Here is a 17,104-nt window from a genome sequence, read left to right as displayed (position 1 = left end):
GCCGTTTTGCCACAAATCACGCTAATGCTTGGCCATATGTCAGACCATGAGTCTCGGCCAAACGCCGAGTGTAGAAGGACCAACCATGCCCAGCGCAACCGACCGCATCGTCTATCTCAACGGCGAGTTCCTCCCCGAATCCGAAGCAAAGCTTTCTATCTTTGATCGCGGCTTTCTCTTCGGCGACGGCATTTATGAGGTGACATCCGTCATTGATGGCAAACTGATCGACAGCGATCTGCACATGGCCCGGCTGCAACGCAGCGCCGGTGAAATCGACATCACGCTGCCGGTCACGACGCAGCAGATCGTGGAGGCTGAACGGCGCCTGATTAGGGATAACAATCTGACGGAAGGTCTGATCTATCTTCAACTGACGCGCGGTGCCGAAGACCGCAACTTCCTGTTCTCCGACGATCTCGCCCCGACACTCGTGATGTTCCCGCAGGTAAAGAAGCTGGTCGGCACCCCGCAGGAAGCAACAGGACTGTCGGTGAAATCCGTGCCGGATCAGCGCTGGGCCCGCCGCGACATCAAGTCCGTCTGCCTGCTGCCGCAGGTCATGGCCAAGCGCATCGCCAAGGCCGAAGGCTGCGACGAGGCATGGATGATCGAAGACGGCTTCGTCACCGAAGGCGCGTCGTCGACCGCCTATATCATCACCGCTGACAAGAAACTCGTGACGCGCGGCAACAGCAACAAGACGCTGCCCGGCTGCACTCGTCAGGCGGTTCTGCAACTGATTGAAGAATCAGGGCTGACGCTGGAAGAGCGCGCGTTCACGCTTGAGGAAGCGCTGACTTCTCAGGAAGCGGCACTCACTAGCGCCGGTAACTTCGTGATGTCCGTTACAAAAATTGACGGCAAGCCGGTGGGCGATGGCAAGCCCGGCCCACTGGTGAAGCGGCTTCGCGAACTTTATCTCGAAAACGCGATGCGAACCGCGATCTGATACATAACGGCGTTCGTCCTAGCGGGGCGAACGCCGATACTCGATCATGCGTGCACGGCTGGAAACCAACTCCAGATGGTCGTCCCCCAGCATGTGCAAGCAGACGCGTTTTGTCCATGGCCCATCGTTGAGCGTGAACAGGAAGCGACCATGTCCCAGTGCCGTGAGGGGCATCGTCTGTCGTGCCGGGCCGGTGCCCATGGAAAGCGAACCAGCATCAATCACGAATTCGGCACCCTCTTCAGAGGTCCAGCGACCGGAAAGCGTGGCTGGAACTTCGTGTTTGCCAACGGGCAGGAATCGGCGCGGCGCATGGCCCGCTTCCCCCACCAGGGCATCGCCATCGGCGCGAAGACGCATGGGCGATGAGGCCGAGCGAGAGGATGCCCAGCCATCACCATCATCATACAGCGTATCGTCGGCATCGATGAAAGTGCAAGTGCTGCCCATGATCTCTAACCACCATGGCCCCGTTTCAGTGACATAGAGCCCATCCGGCAGACTAGTCGTCGGCTTTGGCAGCGGCAGTCCGGTCAAGGCCGCCATGCTTTCCAGCGCGATCTTGAAACTGTTGGTATCCTCCCTGTTGGAAACGACGACAAAGCCTGTGCCGTTTTCCGGGTCGAGCAGAAAGTAGGTCTTGTAGCCAGGATGCGAACCGCCGTGGCCCAGGAAGCGACGGCCCCCGAGATGCGACCAGCGCAGGCCCAGCCCATATTCGCTCATTCGACCATCCTCCAAGGGACGTTCGGACGAAAGCGTGTCCAGAACGCCCTCGAAACCCTGCTCACCGTTCAACAGCGCCTGCAACCAGCGCACCAATGCCTCGGCACTTCCCGCAAGACTACCGGATGCCGAGATATGCAGGCCTGCGGATGAGAGTTGCCAGCCCTGTTCGGTCTTCCAGTATCCCGGCACAAGTCCTGCAACCGGGTCGTTCCAGACATCCGGTGCCTTGAGAACAACGCCGAAAGGTGCAGCGATTTTTTCCTGCACGAAATCATCGAAGCGCAATCCGTTTCGCTCCAGCGCTGCTTCCACCAGCCGATAGCCGGTGTTGGAATAGGATACCTCGCTTCCAGCCGGAAAATTGAGGCGCGTGAGCCGCGACACATAGTCCAGAAGCGGTGCGGCCTTCGTCTCCGTATAGACAGACAGTCCCAGCAGCGAGAGGCATTCACGCACATCCGGCAGACCGCCACTCATATCCAGCGCTTGCCCCACCGTCACATCGCGCAGCGGCGATTGAAGTTCATCGATATGCTTGTCAAGCGGGTCTTCCAGCGCGATCAAATGGCTGTTTTCCAGCACCATGGCACAAAACACATGCTTGGTGACGGATGCATAGCGCACGACGCTTTTGGGCGAAAAAGGCGTGTATGTAGCGAGGCTTTCCACACCGCCGGAACAGGCGAACCGCAGCCCAGACAGATCAAAACCAATAACGGAACCGCCCGGTTCGTTGTTGCTCCACTGCGAAACGAAGTCTTCCGCAACGTTTGAGGCAGCGTTCCAGTCTTGATTATCGAGCATGTCTTTTCCATTCAAAATCGTCCTAGCAATGCAAAGGACCCTGTTCAGACGTTGCATTTGCACCTATCTGACGCTTACAGCAATGCCCTGTCAGACCTTCCGAAAGTGACCACCCTATGACCAACCCCAACGCCGTGCCCGTATTTGATGGCCATAACGACGTCCTGCTGCGTCTGAGACTGTCTGGCCATTCGGACCCGGAAACGCGGTTCATCGACGGTGAAGCGGTCGGGCATATCGACCTGCCCCGCGCCAAGCAGGGCGGTCTGGCGGGTGGTCTATGCGCCATCTTCGTACCCTCACCGCAAGGTTTTGATGCGGACCGCAATTTTATTCCGCCAAGCCAGCCAGATGCGCTGGCCACCACTCTCGGCATGGCCAGCCTGCTGTTTCGCATCGAGAAAGCGTCAGATGGAAAGCTCAAGGTTTGCCGCAGCGCGTCTGATATCCGTGATGCAATGGACAATGGCGCGTTCGCATCTGTTCTGCATATCGAGGGCGTAGAGGCGTTCGATGCTGATTTGGATGCGCTCTATGTGCTTCATCAAGCTGGGCTGCGCACGCTGGGACCGGTCTGGAGCCGCCCCAATATGTTCGCGCACGGTGTTCCCTTCCGCTTTCCGTCCACACCCGATATCGGACCCGGCCTGACGGACGCAGGACAGCGGCTGATCAAGACCTGCAACGAGTTGAAGATCATGGTCGACCTGTCTCACATGAATGAGCAAGGCTTCTGGGATATCGCCAAAATCTCAAACGCACCGCTGGTCGCATCCCATTCCAATGCGCACGCGCTGTGCAATCACAGCCGCAACCTCACCGACCGGCAACTGGACGCCATCCGCGATACGGGCGGCATAGCAGGCATCAATTTCGGCGTGCTGTTCGTGCGCCAGGACGGCGTCAAGAACCCCGACACCGATTTGAGTGAACTGGTCCGTCACGTCGATTACATGGTGGAGCGCATGGGCATCGACCACGTCGCCTTCGGGTCGGATTTCGATGGTACGACCATCCCGGCAGCCATGAAGGATGCCTCCGACTTGCAACTACTTGTCGATGCCTTGCGTGATGCAGGCTACGATCGCGAATCGCTCGAAAAGATTTGCCATGGCAACTGGATCCGAACCTTGGAAGCAACCTGGGGCCAATAGTAATTCGGCGGGAAGATACTCTATACCAACGTCGGGTTGTTGCGTTTTTTGCTGTTTCCCGCACGGTTCGCCTCTGCAATTTAGAAAATAAAAATTAAATCTTCGTATGACTGAGACCATACCGAACTAGCGTCACAATCCTGTGGTTCGCCAGACGCAATATGGTCTCGTGGAAAAGCATATGACTGAGAAGAACGACGTCGCGCAGATTGAAGAGGCCGAAGCTGGTCTCGAAGGCTTTTTTGAGCGGTACAGGCCGCACCTTACGTCCATCGCGGTGACCGTCGTCTTCGTGATGATGACCTTCACCATCTACAAGCTGACGTCGGAAGTCCGTTATGACGACATCGTCGATGCCCTTGCAGACACCAGCTGGAAGGCCGCAGCACTCGCGGTTCTGTTTACCGGTTTAAGCTTTGCAGCGCTGATCTGTTACGATCTGAACGCCATCGAATATATCGGCAAGAAGCTGCCAACGCCATCGGTTATCGCGACCGCCTTCATTGCTTACGCGGTCGGTAACACCGCAGGTTTCGGGCCTTTGAGCGGCGGCGCGATCCGTTTTCGTGCCTATTCCCGTATGGGTCTGACCCCGTCGGACATCGCCCGCATCATCGCCTTCGTGACGCTGTCGTTCGGTCTTGGCCTGCTTGCCGTCAGCGCATTGTCCACGCTGATCGTCGCCCCCCGGATCGCGACCATCATCGATGTCGATTCGATGTGGTTGAGAAGCGGCGCGCTGGCCGTCATCGCCATCATGGCAGCATTGCTGTTTCTGGGCCGTAACGGCCGGGTTCTTCAGATCAAGCGCCTGAAACTGCGCCTGCCCGACAGCCGCACCTCCTCACGCCAGTTCCTGGTGTCGGCGCTCGATATCGCGGCCTCCGCATCAGTCCTTTACGTGCTGCTGCCCGAAACGAATGTCGGCTGGCCAAGCTTTTTTGCCATTTACGCAACAGCCGTTGGCCTTGGTGTTCTCAGCCACGTTCCAGCAGGTCTCGGCGTTTTCGAAACGGTGATGGTTGCTGGCCTCGGCAATGCCATTAGCCTCGATCAGCTGCTCGGCGGCCTCGTGCTGTACCGCATGATCTATCATGTGCTGCCGCTTCTGGTTGCCATCATCCTGATGCTCGCCACGGAAATGAAGCAGTTCGCCTCCAAGCCCGTCATGGCGGATATCGGCCATCTCGCCGGGCGATTGGCGCCTTCGCTGCTCTCGGCCTACGCCCTCATTCTCGGCACGATGTTGATTTTCTCGAGCGTGACGCCGACGCCGGATAGCAATCTTGATTTCCTCTCCGGCTTCGTGCCGTTGCCGATCATCGAAGCCGCGCACTTTTTGTCCAGTATCCTCGGTCTCGTTCTGGTGGTTGCCTCGCGTGGCCTAAGCCAGCGGCTCGATGGCGCTTGGTGGGTTGCGCTCGTTGCCGCCGCTGGCGGTCTTTTCTTGTCGTTGATCAAGGCAATCGCTGTTTTCGAGGCGATCTTCCTTGGAATTTTCATCGTCGCGCTGTTCTTCAACATCCGCAGCTTCACGCGCCACGCATCGCTTCTGCGTCAGGCACTCGGACCGACCTGGCTCGCTGCCATGGCGGTCATCGTTGCGGGTGCCGCGACCATCCTGTTTTTCGTTTACCGCGATACCGATTACAGCCAGACACTTTGGTGGCAGTTCGAATTTTCCGAGGAAGCACCACGCAGCCTGCGTGCGCTGCTGGGTCTAGTGCTTGCTTCATCGACTGTCGCAATTTTCAGTCTGTTGCGGCCGGTGATGTATCGCCCCGAAGAAATCCACCCGGAAGATATCGAAAAAGCGACTGAAATCGTCAAAAAGCAGGATGTGGCGGACGCCAATTTGGTGCGCATGGGCGACAAGCACGTCATGCTGTCTGAAAGCGGCAACGCCTTCATCATGTACGGCATTCGTGGCCGCTCTTGGATTGCGCTGGCTGATCCTGTCGGTGACGAAAACGATTTCGCAGATCTGGTCTGGCAATTCGTGGAAACAGCCCGTTCATCAGGTGGAAGAGCGGTGTTTTACCAGATTTCACCCGCTATTCTCACCCACTGTGCTGATGCGGGTCTTCGCGCCTTCAAACTGGGTGAGCTTGCCATGGTCGACCTCACGCGTTTCGAGCTGAAGGGTGGCAAGTTGGCCAATCTGCGCCAATCGCTGAGCCGTGGCGCGCGCGACGGATTGACCTTCTCGGTCATCGATACACCGCAGGTTCCAGAGATTTACGACGACATCAAACGGGTCTCCGATTCTTGGCTTGAGCATCACAACACACGCGAAAAGACCTTTTCTCTCGGCTCTTTCGAGAAGGATTACATTCTCTCGCAACCGGTTGCCGTGCTGCACAAGGATGGCAAGGTCACGGCTTTTGCCAATCTGCTGATGACGGAAACGAAGAAAGAAGTAACCGTCGATCTCATGCGCTTTTCGCCGGATGCACCGCGTGGTGCCATGGATTTCCTGTTTGTCAGCATTATTGAATATATGCGCGAACAGGGTTACTCCTACTTCAATCTGGGCATGGCACCGCTTTCTGGGATGTCCAAACGGGAGGCGGCGCCTGTCTGGGATCGGATTGGCGGGACATTATTCGAACACGGTGAGCGTTTTTATAACTTCAAAGGTTTGAGAGCGTTCAAATCGAAGTTTCACCCGAAATGGGAGCCGCGTTATGTCGCGGTTTCCAATGGCACGAGCGCCGCTTTGGCGCTGATGGATGCCACCGTTCTCATCAGCGGCGGCGTCAGAGGAGTGATTGGTAAATGACAGGCCTGACATATCTGAAAGCCGCGTTGATAGCAGCGACACTCTCCATACCAGTTCATGTGTCGGCACAAGACGCCAACGGCTTTGAGACAGGCATGATCCCACCCGATCACATCATGTTGCCGGATGGCGACGTGGCCGCCAATATTTTTCTGATATCGGGCGCAAATGGCTGGGGCGAAACCGAACAGACGCAGGCCCAAGCTCTCGTTGAAAAAGGTGCCGCTGTCGTTGGCATCGATTTTCCGAAATACATCGAAGCCCTCAAGGCCGATGACGACGAATGCATCTACATGATTTCCGATATCGAGGAACTTGCGCAGGAAATTCAGCGCAAGGCCAATGTCTCGGCCTATCGTCCGCCCATCGTTGCCGGTATCGGTGATGGGGCAACGCTTGCCCTTGCCATGATTGCACAAAGCCCGGCCGCGACGATCGGCGAGGCGGTCGCTGTCGATCCTGTTGCCAGCGTGCCCTTGGACAAGAAGATTTTGTGTACGCCTGCGACGAAAGAGCCCGACAACGGTCGCACGATTTATGGTCTTACAGACGGTCCCCTGCCCGCCCCTGTCAGCGTGGTGTTTACATCCAAGGCAGATGCCAAAGGTCGGGCGCATGTCGAAGACCTTGTCAAATCCCATTCCGACATCGACGTGAAGGATGTGGATGACGATGCGCAGGCGGCACTTGGCCAGGCACTTCAAGACCGTATCGACGCAGCCGGAAACGGCGATAATCCGCTGGGTCTGCCGCTCACGGTGCTGGAAGCAAAACCGACCATGGACACGATGGCGATCATCTATTCCGGCGACGGTGGCTGGCGTGACCTGGATAAGGACGTTGGTGGCTTCCTGCAGCAGGATGGCGTTCCCACCATCGGCATTGATTCCCTGCGCTATTTCTGGTCGGAAAAAAAACCGCAAGATATCGCTGAAGACCTTACGCGCATCATCGACACCTATCGCAAGGAGTGGAAGGTCAAGAACGTCATGCTGATCGGCTATTCATTCGGGGCCGACGTATTGCCTGTGACCTTCAACCTGTTGCCGGACAAGGATAAAAGCCGCGTCGTGCAGATGAGCCTGCTGTCGCTCTCCCACGAGGTATCCTATGAAATATCGGTGGGCGGATGGCTTGGCGTTTCCGGTTCCGGTGCGCAAGACCCGGTCAACGACTTGGCAAAGATCGACCCGAAAATCGTGCAGTGCGTTTACGGCACCGATGACGAGGACGCCGCCTGCCCGGCCCTGAAAGACAAGGGCGCGGAAATTATCGGCATTGATGGTGGACATCATTTCGATGAGGATTATGAGGCTCTGACAAAACGCATTGTCGCGTCGCTCAAAAAGCGTTTGAGCCAGTAGCGAAAGCCGTATTTCTTTGTCGACATATTGAATACATAGCAGGGATTCGATATCCCGTTGGCATGACGTCAACGAAAGATCCGGTTATGTTTCTCGGCACCAAGCCAGCCCCCATTGGCACGACAGAGCGCCTCGAAAGACTGGAGCGCATTCGCGCTCTTATGGCAGAGCAGGATATTGCTGCACTGCTGCTCGGCTCCACCGAAAGCCTGCGTTACTTCACCGGTTTGGTCTGGCACCAGAGTGAGCGCCTGCTGGGAGCTGTCATTACGCCGACTGGCTTGCACTACGTCGTGCCCGGCTTTGAAAAAAGCCGAGTCGACACCTTGCCCCACATGGATGGCGAAATCCACATCTGGCAGGAAGAGCAGAACCCTGCGGCATGCGTCGCTTCGCTGGTTGGGCACACTGGACGCGTTGCTCTGGACGATGCGCTGCCGCTTTTCATCTACCACAGTCTCGCAAAAGAATTGGGACAGGATCGTCTGGTGGATGGTGGCTCCATGATCAGCGGCCTGCGGGTTCGCAAATCATCCGCCGAAATCGCGATCATTCAATACGCGATGGACTTGACGCTCGAAGTACAAAAGCGGGCACATGCGATAATGAAGCCTGGAATCCGTGCATCAGAGGTTGTTCGCTTCATCAACGAGCAGCACCTGGAACTCGGTGGCGAAGGAGGCTCCTCTTTCTGTATTGTGTCCTTTGGCACGGCCACGTCGCTTCCACACGGGGCAGACGGTGATCAGACACTGCAAGAGGGCGATGTCATTCTGGTCGATACCGGCACGCGGATCGACGGCTACCATTCCGATCTCACCCGTACCTATATTCTCGATGAGCCGGCACCCGAATTCGCGCAAGCCTGGGCAATCGAGCGCGAGGCGCAACAGGCCGTTTTCGATGCAGCCAAGCTAGGCGCGCCTTGCAGCAATCTGGATGATGCCGCGCGTCGCGTGATGTTAAGGCACGGACTGGGACCGGATTACGCATTGCCGGGACTACCGCATCGTGCCGGTCATGGTCTCGGACTGGAAATCCACGAAGCACCTTACATCGTGCGGGGAAATTCATTGCCGCTGGCGCAAGGCATGTGCTTTTCCAACGAACCGATGCTGGTCTATCCCGACAGGTTCGGCATTCGTCTGGAGGACCACATTTATATGGGCAGCGACGGTGCCCAATGGTTTACGCAGCCGGCAATGTCGCCAACCAAACCATTTGCTTGATAACCAATCAAACTTAGACGTCGCCGCGACGTATAATATATACTTTTCCAAACGCGAATCATATTGCTGGAGCTATCGATGTCCGTGGCCGAAAAACGAAAAACAAAAACACCCATTCTGGTCGAGCGGATCACGGATTTCATCGAGAAAATAAAGGCCACCAAAAAGGCTGATGGCACCTTCGACACGAAAAAGATCGGCGCACTCTGGAACGAGGAAGTGCGTTTTCATTTCGACAATGGCCGAACGGAAAAGACGCTCGAACTCTACATCGTAAAATATAGATATGCACTCAAGGATGCCTTTGGTCCCAAGACCACGCCGCTTGCGATCTGCAACATGAAAAAGCTCCGTGAGCGGCTGGATACTTACATCAAAGTCGCCGACTATCCCGTGAAAGGCGTAGCCAATTCCATCGAGGAGAAGCTCGAACGCGCCGGGTATAACATGGCGGGACGTAAGCCTCGCTTCCTGTTGCGAGTGTCGGACTTTATCGCGGCAACGAATGGTGTCACGACCAAGCCGGAAATGCAGGCGCTGTGGGATGCCGAGATGGAGTCCATGGGAGACAAGGCGCAAGCCACTGTCATTTCCTACATCACCAAATACCGCAACGCGTTGCGCGAAGCCTTTGGCGATGACCACCCCATGCTGCGCATTGCAGCCGGAACACCGCAGCTTTACGACGAAGCACGCAAGATCAAAATGGCGAAAATCGCCAACAAGCATGGCTCGCTGATCACCTTCGAGAGCTACGCGGAGGTCATGAAGCGATGTCGCCGCTACCTGCAATCGTCCGACATCATGACAGTCGCCATTGGCCTGATGGGCACCACTGGCCGCCGCCCGTACGAAATCTTCACGCAAGCCGAACTGACGCCCGCGCCCTATGGCAAGGGCGTTTCGAAGTGGAGCGTGCTGTTCAATGGGCAGGCGAAAACCAAGCAGGGCGAAGGCACAAAGTTCGGTGTCACCTACGAAATTCCCGTGCTGGAACAGTCGAAGATCGTGCTCGATGCTTACCGTCGCTTGCGGGACAGCAGCGATGGCAAGCTGTGGTTTGGGTTGAGCGTGGATGATTTCACCTCGGAGGTTCGCCTACCGCTGCGCGATGCGGTCATCAGCAAGTTCGAAGATATCTGGCCGAAGGAAGAGCCGCCGAAACCCTATGGCCTGCGACATCTCTATGCCGAAATCGCCTATCGAAATTTCGCGCCATCCAGCGTCACTAAAAACAGCTATTTTGCTGCCATCCTTGGCCATAACAACAACGACCTAGAAACGTCGCTGTCCTACATGACCTACACATTTCCGGAGGATGCGGGGGTGTCAAAGGCTCGCGCCGAGCGTGTTGCCGAGCGCACGATCCAGCAGATGGTGAGTGTGAACCAGATACCGGGCATGCCTGTCAAAGCTGGCTGACGACACCACCCCCTCCGCACAAATTCGTCTCTGTTTTGTCTTCTTGACACGGGTGAAATGCCACTCTAGCAAGATGGAACATATATTCCAAAATACTCCATGGTTCGCATTAGCGTTCCATTGAAAGAATAACCTAATCGGGAGGAAACGATGGTTACGAGATTGGCTTTGCTGGGTGCGGGTCGCATCGGAAAAGTGCACGCAAAAGCGATTGCTTCCGACAAGCGCGCAAAACTGGTTGCCGTGGTCGATGCCTTCCAGGAGGCGGCTCAGGCCATCGCGGACGAAACCGGTTGCGCGATCAGCACCATCGACGACGTCTTGGCCAACCCCGAGATCGACGCGGTCATCATCTGCACACCGACGAATACACATGCCGATCTGATCGAACGGTTTGCCCGCGCCGGAAAGGCGATCTTCTGCGAAAAGCCGATCGATCTGGATGTCGCCCGCGCTCAGAGTTGCATCGATGTCGTCAAGGAAACCGGCGCAAAGATCATGCTCGGCTTTAACCGCCGCTTCGATCCGCACTTCCGCGCCGTGCGCAAGGCGATCGATGACGGCCAGATCGGCAAGGTCGAGATGGTGACCATCACCAGCCGCGATCCCGGCGCACCACCCCCGGAATACATCAAAGTATCCGGCGGCATTTTCCGCGATATGACCATCCACGATTTCGACATCGCGCGCTTTCTGCTCGGTGAAGAGATCGTCAGCGTTTTCGCAACCGGCTCCGTTCTGGTCGATCCCAAAATCGGTGAGTTAGGCGACTACGACAGCGCCAGCATCATTCTGACGACAGCAAGCGGGCGTCAAGCCATCATCTCCAATTCGCGCCGTGCAACTTATGGCTACGACCAGCGCATCGAAGTTCATGGTTCTCTCGGTTCGGTTGCCGCAGAAAACCAACGCCCGGTGTCCATCGAAGTCGCCACCAAAGATGGCTACACCCGCCCACCGCTGCATGATTTCTTCATGACACGCTACACCGCCGCCTATGCTGCGGAAATTGCGGCCTTTATCGATTCCATCGAAACCAACGTCGCGCCCTCGCCTTCCGCGCAAGACGGCCTGATTGCGCTGAAACTGGCCGACGCGGCACTGAAGTCTGCGCGTGAAAAAGCGGTGGTCCAGATCGCCTGATCCGTCGTGACAAAAGGCGGGGCCATTCAGCTCCGCCTTTGCCTGCCATTGACAGCAAGCACAAAAGACGACAACTTCCAGACATTCCGAGGGGAGCATCGAACGATGCTGAGATGGCGCTGAGCCGGACCCTTGAACCTGATCCGGGTCATGCCGGCGTAGGAACGGAACAGTCCGCCATTGGCCAAGCTTTTCTCTTCTGCGCGCGACCCTGATCTCCTTGATGATACATCTGGAGTGCAAGAGACCAATGGCCAGTTTTCCAACAGCAAACACAGCGGCGGAGCTTCTGGCGCGGGTGCGACAACGACGACCGCGGGTGCATTGCCTAATGAACACCGTCGTCCAGAAGTTCACCGCTGATGGCATAACGGCGGTCGGCGGCATTCCCTCCATGACATCCTCAGAGGAGGAAATCGAAAGCTTTGTTTCAAAGGTCGATGCTCTCACGATCAACTTGGGCACGCTGGACGCCGCGCGCCGCAAGGTCATTCGCATGGCGGTGGAGGTGGCAAACGCTGAAGGAAAACCCTGGATCGTTGACCCCGTACATTGCGACTATTCGCCCTCACGGCTGGAGTTCGCTCGTGAACTCGTGACCCTCCACCCCACCATCGTGCGCGGCAATGCCGCTGAAATGGCTGTGATCGGCGATGTCGGCAGAGCGCTGCGCATCCAGACTGGGCCGCAGGACCTGTTCAGTGATGGAGCCAGAAAAGCAAAAGTTCTGAACGGCCACGCGTGGATGGCGAAGGTCACGGGCACCGGCTGCCTTTCCGGCGGGGTGATCGCCGCATTCATGGCGGTGGAGCCGGACCAGTTGCTGGCCGCAACCGCCGCGCTGACAGTGACAGGTGTTTCGGCAGAAATTGCAGCAAAACATGCGCGTGGCCCCGGCACGTTCGAGGCGGCCTTCCTGGATGCGCTGAATGCCATAGACGCCAACGACATTCTGTCCCTTGCAAGGATCGAGCATGATGAAGATTGACTACAGACTGAACGCGTTGGTGGATGCCTCGCTTGCCGATATCGCACCCCTGCCTGAACTGGCAGCGGTTGCGGCACGGCATGGTGCAACGATCATCCAGTATCGTGACAAACATGCCTCCACGCGGCACGTGATCGAACAAGCAAGCCTAATGGTCGAAGCATTGAAGGCGACCGGCGTTCCCCTCGTTATCAACGACCGTGTCGATGTGGCACTGGTTTCCGGCGCAGATGGTGTCCATCTGGGTGCGGACGATATGGATGCTGAGACAGCCAGACGCCTTCTGGGGCCAGGCGCGATTATCGGGCTGACTGTCAAGAACATTGCCGATGCCCAGCGTGTCGCCCAAGCACCTGCGGACTACGCCTGTATCGGCGGTGTTTTCGAGACGATCTCCAAGGTCAATCCGGATGCCCCGGTTGGCTTGGAAGGTCTTCGCGCGTTGCGAGCCTATCTCCGCAACGCAAGGCCAGACATGCCTGTCGGCGCTATTGCAGGCATCACGCTGGAAAGGGTTGCCTCCGTCATCGACGCAGGCGCGGATGGCGTCGCCCTGATTTCAGGCCTGTTTCGCGCCATCGATATTGCTGCGGCCACGGGGGATTTCCGCCGCCAAGTTGATCTTGCGCTGGAGACTCGCGAATGACCGCGATCGCTCTGACGATTGCTGGATCGGACAGCGGCGGCGGTGCGGGCATACAGGCCGATCTGAAGACGTTTTCAGCACTCGGTGTTTACGGTGCCAGCGTCATTACCGCCATCACCGCCCAGAATACCAGAGGGGTAACAGCGGTCGAAGATATCTCGTCCAACATGATTGCTGCTCAGTTGGAGGCAGTTTTTTCGGACCTTGATGTCGGCGCGGTGAAGATCGGAATGGTTTCGCGCATCGAAACCATCGAGACCATCGCTGCGAGGCTGCGTGATATCAGCAGCCCTGTCGTCATGGACCCCGTCATGGTGGCGACATCCGGCGACCGCCTGTTGCAGGAAGATGCAATCGAAAGCCTGCGCAGCACCTTGCTGCCTCTGGCACTGCTCGCTACGCCGAACCTGCCAGAAGCGGCACTTCTGAGTGGCCTACCCGTTGCGACGAACCGGCAGGAAGTGATCCGTCAGGCCGAGGCGATCCTGAAGACCGGCATTCGCGCCGTTCTGATCAAGGGCGGGCATAGCGGTGGCGCTGAGAGTGCCGATCTCCTGCTGGATGGCGAAGGTGTGCAGGAGTTTTCGATGCCGCGCATCGATACTCGAAACGACCATGGTACCGGCTGCACCTTGGGATCGGCCATTACAGCACATCTAGCGCTCGGATATTGTTTGGCGGATGCGATCGGGCTCGCGAAGGATTATCTGCAAGGTGCGCTGGCGGCCGGACGAGACTTGCATGTCGGCCAAGGCCACGGGCCGGTGCACCATTTTTACCGCTGGTGGAGCGCCTGAGTATCAGGCTCTCGGTTTCGGGCTTGCCAGCGCATTGCGAATGGCGAAGCTGGAGTGGATGCGCGACACGCCCGGCAGTTTCGACAGGATTTCCTTGTGAACTCGCTCGAAATCACCGGCGCTCTCCACTTCCACCCGCAGGAAATAATCGGAGCCGCCGGTCATCAGATAGCATTCGCGAATTTCAGGATAACGCCGCACGGCATTCTCGAAACGATTGAGAAAATCCTCCGTCTGGCGGTCGAGGGTGATTTGGACGATGACTGAGATCACCTCACCACCTGCGGCACTCCCCGTCAGTGCCGTGTAGCCACGAATGACACCTTCCCGCTCCAGAATATCCACCCGCCGCAGGCAGGCCGATGGCGAAAGACCGACCTCCGCTGCCAGCTTGGCATTGCTGATGCGGGCATTCAGCCTGAGAACGCGGATGATGTGACGATCGGTAGCGTCCAAAGCCGACATAAAATCATTCCGTTTTGCCGTCGAAAATTGCGCTGGATCAATAAACTTCGAATGATCCACGCATCAAACTGCAAAAATTCGATGATCGTTGCAATAGTCTTGTTGGAAAATAACAAGGGAACGATGATGGACATGACGATCAGTCGCCAAAAGGCGAGTGGCGGCGCCAGCGGCTATCTCACGATAGACCTCGGCGCCCTGCGCGACAATTACCTGATGCTGCGGGCCATGGCCCCGAATGCGATTACCAGTGCCGTGGTCAAGGCCGACGCCTATGGTCTTGGCGAAGATATTGTCGCGCCCGTGCTTTACGATGCCGGTTGCCGCCACTTCTTCGTCGCCCATATCGATGAGGGCATTGCGCTGCGCCACCGCATTGCTGGAGACGCTGACATCTTCGTTCTGAACGGGCTCCAGCCCGGCAACGAAATGTCCTGCGCGGCCATGTCGCTGACGCCGGTCATCAACTCACTAGAGCAACTGGGGCAATGGGCGGCCCATGCCAAGAGCTTGGGAAAAACGCTGCCATCGGCAATCCAGATCGACACGGGCATGTCGCGGCTGGGCATGGCACCACCTGAGATCGAAGCGCTGAAAGCCTCGCCTGAATTGCTGAATGGCATGAAAATCGCATTCGTCATGAGCCATCTGGCGTGCGCGGACGAGCCAGAACACACCGCCAATGGTGCGCAACTCACGGCTATGCGCAAGGCAGCGCACCTGTTTCCCGACGTGCCCGTTTGCTTTGCAAATTCAGGCGGCATTTTTTTGGGTACAGACTACTACAACACCGTCATGCGGCCCGGCATCGCTCTTTATGGTGGCGCGCCTTCCTCTGCGCGCCCCAACCCGATGAAGCCGGTGGTGCGGCTGGACGTGGCCGTCGTTCAGACACGAACCGTCCCAGCCGACACGCTGGTGGGGTATGGTGGCACGCTGCGCACGACGGGTGAGACCCGACTGGCGACCATCGCGGCAGGTTATGCAGACGGCCTTCCACGCTCGCTGAGCAACCGAGGCGCCGCTTATTTCAATGGCGTGGGTCTGCCCATTGCCGGGCGCGTTTCCATGGACAGCATGAGCCTTGATATTTCCGCGCTGCCGGAGGGAACCTTGACCCATGGCAGTCTCGTTCAAATCATTGGACCGGACCAATCGCTTGAAGACATTGCGCAGGATGCGGGTACGATTGCCTACGAAATTCTGACGGGTCTGGGCCAGCGTTACCGACGCACCTATATTCAGCCTGAACAGGCTGTCGCACAAAACGAAGACGAGTGAGAGCAACATGAACATCATCATTCTCGGAGCCGGTGTCGTCGGCGTCACATCTGCCTGGTATCTGGCAAAGGCTGGTCACTCGGTCACCGTTATAGACCGCCAGCCTGCGGCAGCACTCGAAACCAGCTTTGCCAATGCGGGCGAAGTTTCGCCCGGCTACTCTTCCCCGTGGGCCGCCCCTGGCATTCCCGTAAAAGCCATGAAGTGGCTGTTTATGAAGCACTCTCCGCTCATCATTCAACCGACGCTCGAACCCGCGGCTTTGCGGTGGATCGGCCAGATGCTGAGCAATTGCACGTCTCAACGTTACGCCATCAACAAAAGCCGCATGGTGCGCATCGCCGAATATAGCCGCGATTGCCTGATGGCGTTGCGCGAGGAGACCGGCATTCAATACGATCAGCGCACCCAAGGCACACTTGAGGTTTTCCGCACGCAAAAGCAGTTCGATGGTATCGGTAAGGATGTCGCCGTTCTGAAAGCGGGCGGCGTCGCTTACGAAGTTTTGGATCGCGACGGCTGCGCAGCGGTGGAGCCTGGTCTTTCAGGTTCCAAAGACAAGATTGTCGGTGGTCTGCGATTGCCGGGCGATGAGACCGGCGATTGTTTTATGTTCACCACTGAACTGGCAAAGCTGGCCGAGCAGGCGGGCGTGAAATTTCTGTACGACACGGGCATTATGCGTCCGATCACGGAAGGCAATCGCGTCAAGGCGGTCGAGACGACAAAGGGCCTCATAGAAGCGGATGTCTTCATCGGCGCGCTGGGCAGCTACACGCCGCAATTCCTCAAGCGACTCGATATCGATTTGCCGGTCTATCCGGTCAAGGGCTACTCGATTACCGTGCCCATTGTCGATGTCTCACTGGCGCCGGTTTCGACTGTGATGGACGAAGCGCATAAGATTGCCATGACCCGTCTGGGCGACCGTATTCGCGTCGGTGGCATGGCCGAGATTGCCGGTTTCAGCAAGAGCCTCCCCGCCAAACGCCAGGCGACATTGACGCACTCGATCGAGGATTTGTTCGGCGGAGCGGGTGATCAAACCCAGGCAAAATTCTGGAGCGGGTTGCGCCCCATGACACCGGACGGCACGCCGGTTATCGGTGCAACGCGCTATAGCAATCTTTACCTCAATACAGGCCATGGCACGCTGGGTTGGACAATGGCCTGTGGTTCGGCACGGGTTCTCTCGGACATTGTCAGCGGCAGCAAGCCGGAGATCGAGACTGCGGACCTGGCCATCAGCCGCTACGCGGCATAATGATCGGGTGTGGATCAGCGGTGGGATAACGCCACCGCAATGCCACAATTCATTCAGCGAGGGTTCAGCCTGCGAGGACTAATT

Annotated in this window: 14 protein-coding genes and 1 riboswitch; of the genes, 12 read left to right on the top strand and 2 right to left on the bottom strand. The window is 57.4% G+C overall.

The genetic code is table 11. From position 1 onward, the window contains the following. Positions 1–85 precede the first annotated feature (85 nt). Positions 86–952, top strand: coding sequence for a D-amino-acid transaminase (locus tag RRU01S_RS05880; RefSeq protein ID WP_045229295.1), 867 nt, complete (start codon positions 86–88; stop codon positions 950–952). An 18-nt stretch (positions 953–970) separates the two neighbouring features. Here RRU01S_RS05880 and RRU01S_RS05875 read toward each other — a convergent pair whose 3' ends face one another. Continuing rightward, on the bottom strand, positions 971–2,485 hold the full coding sequence (locus RRU01S_RS05875) for a serine hydrolase domain-containing protein (protein WP_045229294.1): 1,515 nt from the start codon (positions 2,483–2,485) through the stop codon (positions 971–973). Positions 2,486–2,601: 116 nt separating this feature from the next. Between RRU01S_RS05875 and RRU01S_RS05870 the strand changes: the two genes are divergently transcribed. The 9 genes from RRU01S_RS05870 (at position 2,602) to thiD (ending at position 14,010) form a co-directional block, all read left to right on the top strand. Next, the gene (locus tag RRU01S_RS05870; RefSeq protein ID WP_045229293.1) at positions 2,602–3,639 is read left to right on the top strand and encodes a dipeptidase; all 1,038 of its coding nucleotides are present in this window, start codon (positions 2,602–2,604) and stop codon (positions 3,637–3,639) included. Positions 3,640–3,820: 181 nt separating this feature from the next. Beyond that, positions 3,821–6,421: a bifunctional lysylphosphatidylglycerol flippase/synthetase MprF gene (mprF, locus tag RRU01S_RS05865; RefSeq protein WP_045229639.1), complete on the top strand. Its 2,601-nt coding sequence runs from the start codon at positions 3,821–3,823 to the stop codon at positions 6,419–6,421. Further along, positions 6,418–7,785, top strand: coding sequence for a virulence factor family protein (locus RRU01S_RS05860; protein WP_045229292.1), 1,368 nt, complete (start codon positions 6,418–6,420; stop codon positions 7,783–7,785). The genes mprF and RRU01S_RS05860 overlap by 4 nt, the downstream gene beginning before the upstream one ends. A 62-nt stretch (positions 7,786–7,847) precedes the next feature. Further along, complete coding sequence (locus tag RRU01S_RS05855) at positions 7,848–9,014, top strand: M24 family metallopeptidase (protein WP_412674275.1); 1,167 nt, start codon at positions 7,848–7,850, stop codon at positions 9,012–9,014. A 78-nt stretch (positions 9,015–9,092) separates the two neighbouring features. After that, positions 9,093–10,436: a telomere resolvase TelA gene (telA, locus tag RRU01S_RS05850; RefSeq protein ID WP_045229290.1), complete on the top strand. Its 1,344-nt coding sequence runs from the start codon at positions 9,093–9,095 to the stop codon at positions 10,434–10,436. Positions 10,437–10,586: 150 nt separating this feature from the next. Continuing rightward, positions 10,587–11,579, top strand: coding sequence for an inositol 2-dehydrogenase (gene iolG, locus RRU01S_RS05845; protein ID WP_045229289.1), 993 nt, complete (start codon positions 10,587–10,589; stop codon positions 11,577–11,579). 79 nt (positions 11,580–11,658) lie between these two features. Next, positions 11,659–11,761, top strand: a riboswitch (TPP riboswitch). A 68-nt stretch (positions 11,762–11,829) separates the two neighbouring features. Continuing rightward, positions 11,830–12,567: a hydroxyethylthiazole kinase gene (locus RRU01S_RS05840; RefSeq protein ID WP_045229288.1), complete on the top strand. Its 738-nt coding sequence runs from the start codon at positions 11,830–11,832 to the stop codon at positions 12,565–12,567. Next, complete coding sequence (gene thiE, locus RRU01S_RS05835; protein WP_045229287.1) at positions 12,554–13,213, top strand: thiamine phosphate synthase; 660 nt, start codon at positions 12,554–12,556, stop codon at positions 13,211–13,213. The genes RRU01S_RS05840 and thiE overlap by 14 nt, the downstream gene beginning before the upstream one ends. Then, positions 13,210–14,010 carry a bifunctional hydroxymethylpyrimidine kinase/phosphomethylpyrimidine kinase gene (gene thiD, locus RRU01S_RS05830; protein ID WP_045229286.1) on the top strand — a complete coding sequence of 267 codons (801 nt, stop codon included), beginning with the start codon at positions 13,210–13,212 and terminating at the stop codon, positions 14,008–14,010. Before thiE ends, thiD begins: the two co-directional genes overlap by 4 nt. 3 nt (positions 14,011–14,013) lie before the next feature. Here the strand turns inward: thiD and RRU01S_RS05825 are convergent, their stop codons facing one another. Further along, positions 14,014–14,475 carry an Lrp/AsnC family transcriptional regulator gene (locus RRU01S_RS05825; RefSeq protein WP_045229285.1) on the bottom strand — a complete coding sequence of 154 codons (462 nt, stop codon included), beginning with the start codon at positions 14,473–14,475 and terminating at the stop codon, positions 14,014–14,016. Between the two features lie 126 nt (positions 14,476–14,601). On the opposite strand from RRU01S_RS05825, the gene alr reads away from it, so the two are divergent. Continuing rightward, positions 14,602–15,756 (top strand): alanine racemase, encoded by a 1,155-nt coding sequence (gene alr / locus RRU01S_RS05820; protein ID WP_045229638.1) that lies wholly within the window; start codon positions 14,602–14,604, stop codon positions 15,754–15,756. A 7-nt stretch (positions 15,757–15,763) separates the two neighbouring features. Continuing rightward, complete coding sequence (locus RRU01S_RS05815) at positions 15,764–17,020, top strand: D-amino acid dehydrogenase (RefSeq protein ID WP_045229284.1); 1,257 nt, start codon at positions 15,764–15,766, stop codon at positions 17,018–17,020. Positions 17,021–17,104: the final 84 nt, after the last annotated feature.

Source organism: Agrobacterium rubi TR3 = NBRC 13261, assembly GCF_000739935.1.
In the GTDB taxonomy this organism is placed as follows: Bacteria; Pseudomonadota; Alphaproteobacteria; order Rhizobiales; family Rhizobiaceae; genus Agrobacterium; species Agrobacterium rubi.
This window is presented reverse-complemented; position numbering and strand designations above follow the sequence as displayed.